Genomic DNA, 10,588 nt, shown 5'->3' on the forward strand with positions numbered 1-10,588 from the left:
TAAAACCGTACACTTAAAAATGTATCTTTTTATATAAACATAACTATATGTTTTTAATGACTTTAATGTCATCTCTTTAAAACGTGTTGCTAAAGGGCAACAATAACTATTCTAAAAACGCCTTCTTGTTGTACGTTTTATATTTAACTTATTGAAAATTAATAGCTTTTAAATGTTGGCATCTAAGTTGTAATAGTCTAAGTGTACTGAACGAAATCGTGATTCAAAGTGAAATACTTAATCGCACACACATAAATTTGAAGGATACATATTATGAAAAGTATTAATAAAACTTTAGCACTTATCGCTATTGCATCTTCTTCAGCCGCTTTTGCTGCAACAGATTTTGACACACTGGATGTAGACGGCAGTGGCACAATTAGCCAAGCAGAAGCATCAGTTGATGCAAAGCTAATGAGCATGTTTTCTGAGCTTGATACTGACCAAAATGGTGAGTTATCAAAAGAAGAATTTTCAGAAGCTTAATTAAAAAGTATTTATTCTGAGTTGCCAAAGACACCTAAGTAGGCAAGGGAGCTTACGAAAGAGGATAACAAGGAAGTGAAAAATTACGTTTTAAGTTAAACGAAGCAATTTTTTTGATAGAACATTGAAGGATTAAGTTATGAAACATTTAAATAAAGCATTAGCACTTATAGTACTAGCATCTTCTTCCGCTGCATTTGCAGCATCAGATTTTGACAGCCTTGATATCGATGGTAGCGGCACAATTAGCCCAAGCGAAGCGGCAGTCGATACAGATTTAATGGCTGAATTTATTGAGCTAGATACCGACGGTAGCGGCGAGCTTTCTAAAGAAGAATTCGCTAATTACTAATTAATCTTTTCAGATTAAACATTTTTCACAGTCAGGGATCTTTGAAAAGGACTTCCCATATTACTAGGAATATTATTATGAAAACATTAAATACAACACTTGCAGTTATCGTTTTAGCATCTTCATCAGCAGCATATGCCGCAGTAGATTTTGCCTCTTTTGATGCAGATGGTAACGGTGCTATTACAATGGAAGAAGCGAAGGTTAACCCTCAGCTTGTAAAGATTTTTGATGATTTGGATACTGATGGTAATGGTGAAATCTCTAAAGAAGAGTTTTCAAAAGTACAGTAATCAATATTTAAGCATACTCCATTAAAGCCGCCTTAATCAGCGGCTTTTTTGTGTATTAAATTAACTAATTAGAGTAACTAGTTAAAGGAATATAGCACTTACTTGGAATAGTTTTTCTACAACGGTAATGTGTTTTTTGTCGATTAAAAACATGATGACATGATCGCCCGACATAATAATTGTATCATCGTGAGCTATCAACACATCGTCATTACGTACTATTGCCCCAATGGTTGTACCTGCAGGAAGTTTTATGTCGGCAATCGCACGACCAACCACTTTAGATGTGTTTTCATCACCATGAGCAACCGCTTCAATGGCTTCTGCTGCGCCTTTACGCAGTGAATACACGTTAACAATATCACCACGGCGTACGTGCGTTAATAACGCTGATATAGTTGCTTGTTGTGGCGATATGGCAATATCTATTTCGCCGCCTTGTACCAAATCAACGTAAGCTCCACGTTGAATAAGTACCATGGTTTTTTGTGCGCCCATACGTTTTGCAAGCATGGCCGACATAATGTTTGCTTCATCGTCGTTGGTTACGGCAATAAATACATCGACTTGTTCAATATGCTCTTCTGAGAGCAGTTCTTGATCAGATGCGTCACCACAAAAAACGACCGTGTTATCGAGCATTTCTGAGAGTTGCTCGGCACGTTCTTTACTGCGTTCAATTAGTTTAACGGTGTGATTTTTTTCAAGTGAGCGGGCAAGGCCTGCTCCAATGTTACCGCCACCAGCTATCATAATTTTTTTGTACGAACGCTCAAGTTTTTGTAGCTCGTTCATTACTGCGCGTATATGTTTTGTAGCGGCAATAAAGAATACTTCGTCATCGGCTTCAATAACGGTGGTACCCAGTGGTTTTATTGCTTTACCTTGACGATAAATAGCAGCAACACGAGTCTCTACATTAGGAATATGTTCTTTAAGTGCAGATAACGCATAACCTACTAATAAACCCCCATAGTAAGCTTTTACGGCTACTAACGAGAGCATGCCATCAGCAAACTGCAATACTTGCAGAGCACCAGGGTAGTCAATTAGACGGCGAATATACTTAGTGACCAGTGCTTCGGGAGCAATGTAATGGTCGATAGGTAAATCATCGTTTTGAAATAGTTTTTCACGGTATTTTAAATATTGCTCCGAGCGAATACGGGCAATTTTAGTGGGCGTTTTAAAAATACTGTACGCCACTTGGCATGCAACCATGTTCACTTCATCTGAACTGGTTACCGCTATAATCATATCGGCATCTTCAGCGCCTGCACGGCGTAATACATCAGGATGCGCACTGTGGCCCATAACCCCTTGTAAGTCGTACTTATCTTGAAGTTCACGTAATCGGTTACCGTCTATATCAACAACGGTAATTTCGTTTTGTTCGCCAACTAAGTTTTCAGCAAGCGTAGCACCAACTTGCCCGGCACCGAGTATAATTATTTTCATTATTTACCCGTGGTATTGATCATAATTTAATTAAAAAAATAGCCATTTAATGTTTCATAAATGGCTAACTATTTAGTGTACGGCTATTAGGCTTTTTTAACTAGCTTAGCGTAATAAAATCCATCACTTTCACCGGGCAGTAACTGCAAACCAGGAGTTGTTACGGTATCATTTTCGTGTAGAGGTATATGTTCTACATCATCGTTATTAGCTAAAAACTTAGCAACTTGCTGTTGGTTTTCTTGTGGAAGAACCGAACACGTAGCATATACCAATGTGCCACCTGGTTTTAACAGAGGCCAAATACTATCAAGAATATCGCTTTGTAATTTAGATAAGTCTTCGATGTCTGATGCGCGACGTAACCATTTTATATCAGGGTGACGGCGAATTACGCCAGTGGCTGAACAAGGCACATCAAGCAAAATACGATCAAATAATTTTTCGTCCCACCAAGTATGTGGTTGTGAGGCATCGCCACATTGAAGGTCTGCACCTAAGCCAATACGCGTTAAGTTTTGTTTAACGCGTTCAAGGCGAGTTGAGTCGCTATCAAGTGCAAGTACATCAGCATCAGCAAGCTCTAATATATGACACGTTTTTCCGCCAGGTGCTGCACAGGCATCTAAAATATAGTCATCTGCTTTAGGTTCTAAAAAGCGGGCTGCCAACTGTGCTGCAGCATCTTGTACTGAACATGCACCTGTATCAAACTCAGGCAACGAAAATACATCACGTGGTTTGGCAAGCTTAATCCCATCAATAAAGTCAGGGTTTAAGGTGTGTTCAATATCATTAGCGCTAAGCATGTCGCTGTACTCTTGCGTGCTAAATTGTGCTTGATTTACACGAAGCCACATTGGTGCTTGTTGCTGGTTTTCTTCAAGTAGTGCTTCCCAGCTATCTGGGTAGGCTGTTTGCACCTGTTTAATAAACCAATTTGGATGGTTGTATAAACATACCGGAATAAGCTTCGCTTTTTCTTCAAGCTCTGCTTGTTGGCGCTGAAAACTACGTAAAATGGCGTTTATCAGCCCTTTTAATCCTAAAGCGCGCAGTTGAGCCAGTGCGTTTACAGTTTCTGAAATTGCAGCATGTGGTGGTACGCGCATATGCTGCAGTTGATAAATACCTACGTATAATAAAAACTGAAATATTCTACGTTTACCTTTTAATGGCTGCTCTACTAAGTGTTGGCAGTAATTTTCAAGGCTCGGTAAGTAGCGTAAAACGCCATAACAAATTTGCTGTAGCAACGCTTTATCTTTAGGCGGCAAGCCTTGGCTTGCAAATGGAAGTTCTTGATTAAGCGATGCGCCTTTATCAACTACGTTATATAAAGTTTCAGCGGCCAGCGCTCGTACGTTTGGAACATTACTCATTGTTTTCGCCTAATATTGTGCCAGGGGTAACCCAGTCACTACGACCATTTAAAAAGTCGTTAATTGCCATTGGTTTTTTACCTTGCGGCTGTAATTGCGTAATACATAAAGCGTGTTCGCCACACGCCACTACTACGCCATTTTTGTCGCTTGATAAAATTTGCCCAGGATCACCTGATTGCAGCACAACCTGCGCTTGATAAATCTTTACTGTTTGCCCACCCATTTGGGTAAAGCACACTGGCCATGGATTAAAAGAGCGAATGTTTCGCTCAATTTGCAGTGCACTCATTGACCAATCGATATTAGCTTCCTCTTTAGAAAGCTTTTTAGCGTAGTTAGCAAGTTCATCATTTTGAGGTTCAGGGGTGATCTCGCCATTAGCTAATTTATTAATGGTTTCAATTAACGCGTCTGGACCTAGCTCAGCAAGCTTTGTATATAAACTAGCGCTAGTTTCTGTCGTGCTAATAGGGCAGCGACTTATATGTAACATATCGCCGGTATCTAGCCCTTCATCCATTTGCATTATTGTTACGCCGGTTTGCTCATCACCTGCCCAAATTGCGCGTTGAATAGGTGCAGCGCCGCGCCAGCGCGGTAATATAGAGCCATGCACATTTAAACAACCCAAACGTGGGGCTTCTAATATAGCTTTAGGTAAGATTAAGCCATACGCTACAACAATCATAATGTCGGCATTTAAGCTTGTTAGCTCTGCTAGTGCTTCATCATTTTTTAATGACTGTGGCTGAAAAACCGGTAAGTTGTGCTCAAGCGCTAGCGCTTTCACTTCACTGGCTTTTAATTTTTTACCACGACCTGCAGGGCGATCTGGCTGGCTATATACACCCACTATTTGGTGTTCGCTTTGTATCAGCGCTTGTAAATGACGTGCTGCAAAGTCCGGCGTACCGGCAAATATAATGCGTAATGGTTGAGTCACTGAGTTTTCCTAAGGTACTTATTACTAATCTGCAAATTTAGCTTCTTTTTCAAGCTTTTTACGAATACGTTGGCGCTTTAATGGAGATAAGTAATCAATGAACAGCTTACCTTGAAGGTGATCTAGTTCGTGTTGAATACAAATAGCCAGTAATTCATCTGCATCTAGTACAAATTCTTCACCGTTTTCGTTAAGTGCAGCGACTGTTACTGTTTCAGCGCGGTCTACTTTTGCATACGAGTTAGGTACTGATAAACAGCCTTCTTCGCTAACGGTAGAGCCGTCTTTTTTAATGATTTGTGGATTAATTAATACCAGTGGCTCATCGCGCTCTTCTGATACATCAATAACAACGATTCGTTGATGAATATCTACTTGCGTGGCCGCAAGTCCAATGCCATTTTCATCGTACATTGTCTCTAGCATGTCTTTTACAATTTGGCGTACTGTGTCGTCAACTTGTGCAACATCTTTTGCTGTAGTACGTAAACGTTCATCTGGAAATCTTAAAACTTCTAACCTAGCCATAGTTACCTTTTTCACTTGTGCTTAATTTAGGGTATTGTATGCTCTTATTTTAGCCATTCGCGTTCACCTTTAACAGGTTTTGGGCAATAATAATGAAAAAACAATACAAGGAAGCTCAATGAAATCTCCATTACTTGCAATCATGCTTACGTTAAGTGCTGCGTTCCCCGCAATTGCTGACGTGCTTAAAATAAAAAAAGATGCACCAAAACAGTATGTTGTAAAAAAAGGCGATACACTTTGGGATATTTCTGGCATCTATTTAGATGAGCCTTGGCTATGGCCTGAACTTTGGCAAATGAATCCACAAATTGACAACCCGCACCTAATTTACCCCGGTGATGCATTAGCGCTGATATACGATGCAGATGGAAACCCACGTTTAGTGATTAATAAAGGATATAGAAAGCTATCTCCTCAGGGTCGTATTACACCAAAAGGGCGTAATGCTATTACTACTTTGCCGCTTGAAATGATCAAACCGTATATCAGTTACGAGCAAGCAATGAACAGTGACGATATTAAAGGCAAACCTTATATTTTAGGTGCTAACGAAAATACTAAAACACAAACGTTAGGCCATATTTTATATGTTAAAGGCGACTTACAAGTACATAAGGCATATGCCATTTACCATAAAGGTGATCCTTACACTGATTTAACCGGTGAAGTGTTAGCAACGCGTGCATCTTACGTGGGTATCGCACGTGCGTTTAGAGCGGGTGATGAACATAATGGCGTGCCTTCGTCATTACGTGTTGAGTCTGTTAAACGAGAAATTCAGCAAGGCGATTTTTTAATGCCGGCAATGGAAGGTCAAATGCTTCCTGCGTACTTTAATATTCACCGTCCTTCTGAGCCTGTAACAGGGAATATTATTGCTTCCCCACGACAAGTTAGAGAATTCAGCACAATGGATGTTGTAGTGCTAAACTTAGGCAGTGAACAAAACATAGAAGCGGGTCATGTATTAGATCTAGAGCGTCAATCGCCAACGGTTATTGATGGTCCTCGTGGCCCTCGTTACCCAGAAGATTCTAGTAAATACGAGAAGCTTTTATCTGATGTGAGCCAATTATTTGGTGATGAGTCTGACGAAGAGAGCACAACGTGGACTATGCCTAAAGAAAAAGTTGGCGAGCTAATTGTCTTTAAAGTGTATGACAAAATAAGTTATGCATTAATAACTAAAAACCAGCACCCAATTCGCATTGGAGATATTGCAGTTATTCATTAAGAAGTAGCGAGTCGGTGCTCTAGGAGAGAGCATGGATCAGTCATCTGGCAAGCTAGCCCACTGGCTTGCCTTTTATATGTGTAAAGGGTTGGGTATCAAAACCCTTTTAGCACTATCTACAAATTATTCCCTTGGGTCGTTATTCGACTTACCTCATGACAAGCTTTTACAGCTTGGATTAACCGCTAATCAGGCGAGTAATTTACTCAACACCAATTGGCAACAAGTCAGCCATTATGAGCAACTAATTACGCTGCACAACATTACGGTTGTCTGTATTTTTGATGCGCTTTATCCAGAAGATCTCCGACAGATTGCCAGTGCGCCTTTATTACTATTTTGTAGGGGAGATGTCTCGTTATTATCTACTCCACAAATTGCAATTGTAGGGAGTCGTAATGCCACACCTACCGGGCTTGAAATAGCATCAGAATTTGCATACGAGTTAACTTTAGCGGGTATTACAGTTACCTCAGGTATGGCACGGGGAATAGATGGAGCAGCACATAAGGGCTCTCTTGCTGGTACGGGTAAAACCATAGCGGTGCTTGGTACTGGGGTTGATATTTACTATCCTAAACGCCATAAACTATTAACAGACCAAGTTTTAGAAAGCGGCCTGTTGGTGAGTGAGTTTTTACCAGGGGCAGCTGCTCATGCGCATAACTTTCCGCGCCGAAATCGTATTATTTCTGGGTTATCGTTGGGAGTGCTTATTGTTGAGGCGGAAATTAAAAGTGGTTCGTTAATTACAGTACGCTATGCGCTTGAACAAAATAAAGAGGTATTTGCAGTACCGGGTTCTATTAAAAACCCGTTAGCGCAGGCAAGTCACTTTTTAATAAAGCAAGGTGCTAAGCTGGTAGAAAACGTGGCTGACATTCTTGAAGAGGTGAGTTTTACTTACGACAATAATGTATGTAACAAAGAGCAGCCTATTCAGGCAAATTCTCAATGCGAGGTTCTAAATAGTATTGGCTTTGAAGTAACCAGCGTAGATGACATTGTGCGTCGTGCGCAGTGGCCAATAGACAAAGTGCTCGCTAGGTTGCTCGATTTAGAATTAGACGATCAGATTGAGCGAGTGTTAGATGGTTATATTAAGCTAAGCGCAGGAAGGTAATATGTTTGATATTCTTTTATATCTTTTTGAAAATTACATTCATAGCGAAGCGGATATATTTGCAGAGCAAAATGAATTAACCGATGAGCTACTGCGCGCGGGCTTTAATAAGCCTGAGATATTTAAAGCACTCGATTGGTTAGAGCAACTCGCCGATTTACAACACAGTGACGAGTCTCCTTATCTTATTACTAACCCTAAAGATGCTGTGCGTATATTTACCGATAGTGAATGCCAAAGGCTCAGTGCTGAGTGTCGTGGCTTTTTAATGTTTATTGAGCAAATAGGCGTAATTAACAATGTAACTCGTGAGATGGTAATGGACTGTTTAGCCTCACTAGATAAACCAACCATAAGCCTAGAAGATTTAAAATGGATTGTACTTATGATTTTGTTTAATGTTCCTGGCTCTGAAGAGGCATATGAGCAAATGGAAGATTTGATTTTTGATGAACCCAGCGAACTTCTTCATTAGAGATAATTATCTTAATTGTACTCAAATTACTTAAACGGATAAGCACGGCATTGCTTGTATCTTTAAGTGGTTTGGGTATATTAGGCGAAAATTCACTAACCTATTAGGATCACCATGAGTAAAATCGACCATTCGCTTTTCTCGGCGAACAAGCACGCCCTCGAAAAAGAATACGAGATATGCCCACAGTGTGGTTCAGAGTTAGTGATCCGCAATAGTAAATCAGGCCCTTTTTTAGGATGCGCAAGTTATCCCCAATGCGACTTTATTAGGCCGTTGGCACATCACGATAGTAACGAAATTAAAGTTCTTGAAGATTCAGCATGTCCTGAGTGCAGCAAACCGCTGGTGGTTAAAAATGGCCGCTACGGTATGTTTATTGGGTGTACGGGATATCCAGAGTGCCATTACATTGCTAACGAAAATGAAGAAAAACAAAGCGAAGACACTTTGCCAAGTTGCCCTAAATGCAAAAAAGGTCATTTAGTCGCGCGCAGTAATAAATTTGGTAAAGTATTTTATTCTTGTGATTGCTATCCAAGTTGTAAATACACACTTAATAATAAACCGGTTGAACACCCGTGTCCTGAATGTAACTGGCCTATCGTCATAGAGAGAAATATGGCAAACGGCACATTATTGCAATGCCCACAAAAAAGCTGCATGCATAAGCTCACCCCAACTGAATAACGTTTAATTATATCTGGAGACTACTTTGTCAGACCTTTCAAATACGCCCACTGCAATAACATGCTTAACGCAAGGCGAAGTTATTTTATACCCAACAGAAGCTGTATATGGTTTAGGTTGTGATCCAGATAATCAACAAGCCGTTGAGGCACTATTAGCTATTAAGCAGCGCCCGGTTGAAAAAGGGCTTATTTTAATTGCTGATAACTACGGGCAATTATTAAAATACGTAGATGATGCAAAAATACCAATGGATAAACGCGCTGATATTTTTTCGAGTTGGCCTGCTGCAATTACATGGGTTATGCCTGCATCTAAAAATACGCCTAAATGGCTCACAGGGCAGTTTGATACCATCGCAGTAAGAGTAACAAACCATCCAACAGTAAAGCGTTTGTGCCAAGAGTTTGGTAAGCCACTAGTATCAACCAGTGCAAACTTAACCGGTCAAGAAACAGTAATTAGTATTGAGCAAGCCAAAGCGCAATTTGCAGAACAAGTTGGCTTTTACGTTGACGAGCCGTTAGGTGGTAATACTCAACCAAGCACTATAAAAGACGCCATGACTGGCAAAATATTTAGAGGTTAATATGCAAAGCGAATTATTAGATCAAGTAAAAGCATACTTTATGGCTTTGCAAGACACTATTTGCCAAGGTTTGGAGGCTGCAGATGGCAGTGCTAAATTTATAGAAGATAACTGGCAGCGAGCAGAAGGTGGTGGTGGTCGCACACGTGTAACCACAAATGGTACTGTAATAGAGCAAGGCGGAGTTAATTACTCACACGTATTTGGCGCTTCAATGCCAGGTTCGGCAACAGCACATAGACCAGAGCTTGCAGGGCGCAGCTTTCATGCGTGTGGTGTGTCGTTAGTTATTCACCCTAAAAACCCTCATGTACCAACAAGTCATGCCAATGTGCGCTTTTTTATAGCCGAAAAAGAAGGCGAAGAGCCAATATGGTGGTTTGGTGGCGGGTTTGATCTCACTCCTTTTTATCCAGTATTAGAAGACGTACAACATTGGCATCAAGTTGCTCACGACATTTGTGCGCCTTTTGGCAGCGACGTTTATCCAAAATACAAAACCTGGTGCGACGAGTACTTTTATTTAAAGCACAGAGATGAGACTCGCGGAGTAGGCGGTTTGTTTTTTGACGATTTAAACGAACTTGGTTTTGAGCAAAGCTTTGCGTTTATGCAATCGGTGGGTAATGGCTTTTTAGATGCTTATTTACCTATTATTGAACGTCGTAAAAATGACGAATACACAGAGCAACAACGTGATTTTCAGCTTTATCGTCGCGGACGTTATGTCGAGTTTAATTTAGTATGGGATAGAGGCACTTTATTTGGATTACAAAGTGGCGGGCGCACTGAGTCTATATTAATGTCTATGCCACCACTTGCACGCTGGGAATATAACTATAAACCAGAGCCAAGTAGCCCAGAAGCTAACCTATATCAGTATTACTTACGCCCGCAAGAGTGGTTAACTAGTCAACCAAGTGAGTTGATAGCCAGAGAGTGGCAACTATAACAATTACACAGTAATCAAAAAGGCGCTAATTAGCTGTCTCTTGATCACAAGTCTGGCTCAAGAGATTTTGCTAAATC

General features: G+C 40.5%; 13 protein-coding genes. 9 read left to right on the forward strand and 4 right to left on the reverse strand.

Features of this window, described 5'->3' with window-relative positions:
- Positions 1-273: 273 nt before the first annotated feature.
- The 3 genes from GQR46_RS10295 (at position 274) to GQR46_RS10305 (ending at position 1,131) form a co-directional block, all read left to right on the forward strand.
- Positions 274-486, forward strand: coding sequence for an EF-hand domain-containing protein (locus GQR46_RS10295; protein ID WP_004335175.1), 213 nt, complete (start codon positions 274-276; stop codon positions 484-486).
- 139 nt (positions 487-625) lie between these two features.
- Positions 626-838, forward strand: a complete 213-nt coding sequence (locus tag GQR46_RS10300; RefSeq protein WP_004335174.1) for a calmodulin — start codon at positions 626-628, stop codon at positions 836-838.
- Between the two features lie 77 nt (positions 839-915).
- Positions 916-1,131 carry an EF-hand domain-containing protein gene (locus GQR46_RS10305; RefSeq protein ID WP_007584177.1) on the forward strand — a complete coding sequence of 72 codons (216 nt, stop codon included), beginning with the start codon at positions 916-918 and terminating at the stop codon, positions 1,129-1,131.
- A gap of 81 nt (positions 1,132-1,212) precedes the next feature.
- On the opposite strand, the gene trkA is transcribed toward GQR46_RS10305, so the two are convergent.
- The 4 genes from trkA to def all read right to left on the reverse strand — a co-directional run bounded on the left by trkA (position 1,213) and on the right by def (position 5,445).
- On the reverse strand, positions 1,213-2,589 hold the full coding sequence (trkA, locus tag GQR46_RS10310; RefSeq protein WP_004335170.1) for a Trk system potassium transporter TrkA: 1,377 nt from the start codon (positions 2,587-2,589) through the stop codon (positions 1,213-1,215).
- 86 nt (positions 2,590-2,675) lie between these two features.
- Positions 2,676-3,971, reverse strand: coding sequence for a 16S rRNA (cytosine(967)-C(5))-methyltransferase RsmB (gene rsmB, locus GQR46_RS10315; protein WP_165740892.1), 1,296 nt, complete (start codon positions 3,969-3,971; stop codon positions 2,676-2,678).
- Complete coding sequence (gene fmt, locus GQR46_RS10320) at positions 3,964-4,917, reverse strand: methionyl-tRNA formyltransferase (RefSeq protein WP_010555158.1); 954 nt, start codon at positions 4,915-4,917, stop codon at positions 3,964-3,966. The genes rsmB and fmt overlap by 8 nt, the downstream gene beginning before the upstream one ends.
- A gap of 24 nt (positions 4,918-4,941) precedes the next feature.
- Positions 4,942-5,445 carry a peptide deformylase gene (gene def, locus GQR46_RS10325; RefSeq protein ID WP_165729284.1) on the reverse strand — a complete coding sequence of 168 codons (504 nt, stop codon included), beginning with the start codon at positions 5,443-5,445 and terminating at the stop codon, positions 4,942-4,944.
- 118 nt (positions 5,446-5,563) lie between these two features.
- Between def and GQR46_RS10330 the strand changes: the two genes are divergently transcribed.
- The 6 genes from GQR46_RS10330 (at position 5,564) to hemF (ending at position 10,511) form a co-directional block, all read left to right on the forward strand.
- Positions 5,564-6,682, forward strand: a complete 1,119-nt coding sequence (locus GQR46_RS10330; protein ID WP_010555159.1) for a LysM peptidoglycan-binding domain-containing protein — start codon at positions 5,564-5,566, stop codon at positions 6,680-6,682.
- Between the two features lie 31 nt (positions 6,683-6,713).
- Positions 6,714-7,805 (forward strand): DNA-processing protein DprA, encoded by a 1,092-nt coding sequence (gene dprA / locus GQR46_RS10335; protein ID WP_165740893.1) that lies wholly within the window; start codon positions 6,714-6,716, stop codon positions 7,803-7,805.
- A gap of 1 nt (position 7,806) precedes the next feature.
- Positions 7,807-8,280: a DUF494 family protein gene (locus GQR46_RS10340; RefSeq protein ID WP_010555161.1), complete on the forward strand. Its 474-nt coding sequence runs from the start codon at positions 7,807-7,809 to the stop codon at positions 8,278-8,280.
- Between the two features lie 114 nt (positions 8,281-8,394).
- Positions 8,395-8,970, forward strand: coding sequence for a topoisomerase DNA-binding C4 zinc finger domain-containing protein (locus GQR46_RS10345; protein ID WP_165729287.1), 576 nt, complete (start codon positions 8,395-8,397; stop codon positions 8,968-8,970).
- Between the two features lie 25 nt (positions 8,971-8,995).
- Positions 8,996-9,559, forward strand: coding sequence for an L-threonylcarbamoyladenylate synthase (locus GQR46_RS10350; protein WP_004335153.1), 564 nt, complete (start codon positions 8,996-8,998; stop codon positions 9,557-9,559).
- A 1-nt stretch (position 9,560) separates the two neighbouring features.
- Entirely contained in the window at positions 9,561-10,511 is a 951-nt protein-coding gene (hemF, locus tag GQR46_RS10355) for an oxygen-dependent coproporphyrinogen oxidase (RefSeq protein WP_165729288.1), read from the forward strand.
- Positions 10,512-10,588: the final 77 nt, after the last annotated feature.

This window comes from Pseudoalteromonas sp. Z1A6 (assembly GCF_011378745.1).
Taxonomy (GTDB): Bacteria; Pseudomonadota; Gammaproteobacteria; order Enterobacterales; family Alteromonadaceae; genus Pseudoalteromonas; species Pseudoalteromonas arctica.

Excerpts from the sequence above, each read along its gene's own strand:
- GQR46_RS10340 (WP_010555161.1), top strand. The coding sequence starts at position 7,807 with ATGTTTGATATTCTTTTATATCTTTTTGAAAATTACATTCATAGCGAA.
- hemF (WP_165729288.1), top strand. The coding sequence starts at position 9,561 with ATGCAAAGCGAATTATTAGATCAAGTAAAAGCATACTTTATGGCTTTG.
- def (WP_165729284.1), bottom strand. The coding sequence starts at position 5,445 with ATGGCTAGGTTAGAAGTTTTAAGATTTCCAGATGAACGTTTACGTACT.
- rsmB (WP_165740892.1), bottom strand. The coding sequence starts at position 3,971 with ATGAGTAATGTTCCAAACGTACGAGCGCTGGCCGCTGAAACTTTATAT.
- GQR46_RS10295 (WP_004335175.1), top strand. The coding sequence starts at position 274 with ATGAAAAGTATTAATAAAACTTTAGCACTTATCGCTATTGCATCTTCT.
- GQR46_RS10305 (WP_007584177.1), top strand. The coding sequence starts at position 916 with ATGAAAACATTAAATACAACACTTGCAGTTATCGTTTTAGCATCTTCA.
- dprA (WP_165740893.1), top strand. The coding sequence starts at position 6,714 with ATGGATCAGTCATCTGGCAAGCTAGCCCACTGGCTTGCCTTTTATATG.
- GQR46_RS10330 (WP_010555159.1), top strand. The coding sequence starts at position 5,564 with ATGAAATCTCCATTACTTGCAATCATGCTTACGTTAAGTGCTGCGTTC.
- GQR46_RS10300 (WP_004335174.1), top strand. The coding sequence starts at position 626 with ATGAAACATTTAAATAAAGCATTAGCACTTATAGTACTAGCATCTTCT.
- GQR46_RS10345 (WP_165729287.1), top strand. The coding sequence starts at position 8,395 with ATGAGTAAAATCGACCATTCGCTTTTCTCGGCGAACAAGCACGCCCTC.
- trkA (WP_004335170.1), bottom strand. The coding sequence starts at position 2,589 with ATGAAAATAATTATACTCGGTGCCGGGCAAGTTGGTGCTACGCTTGCT.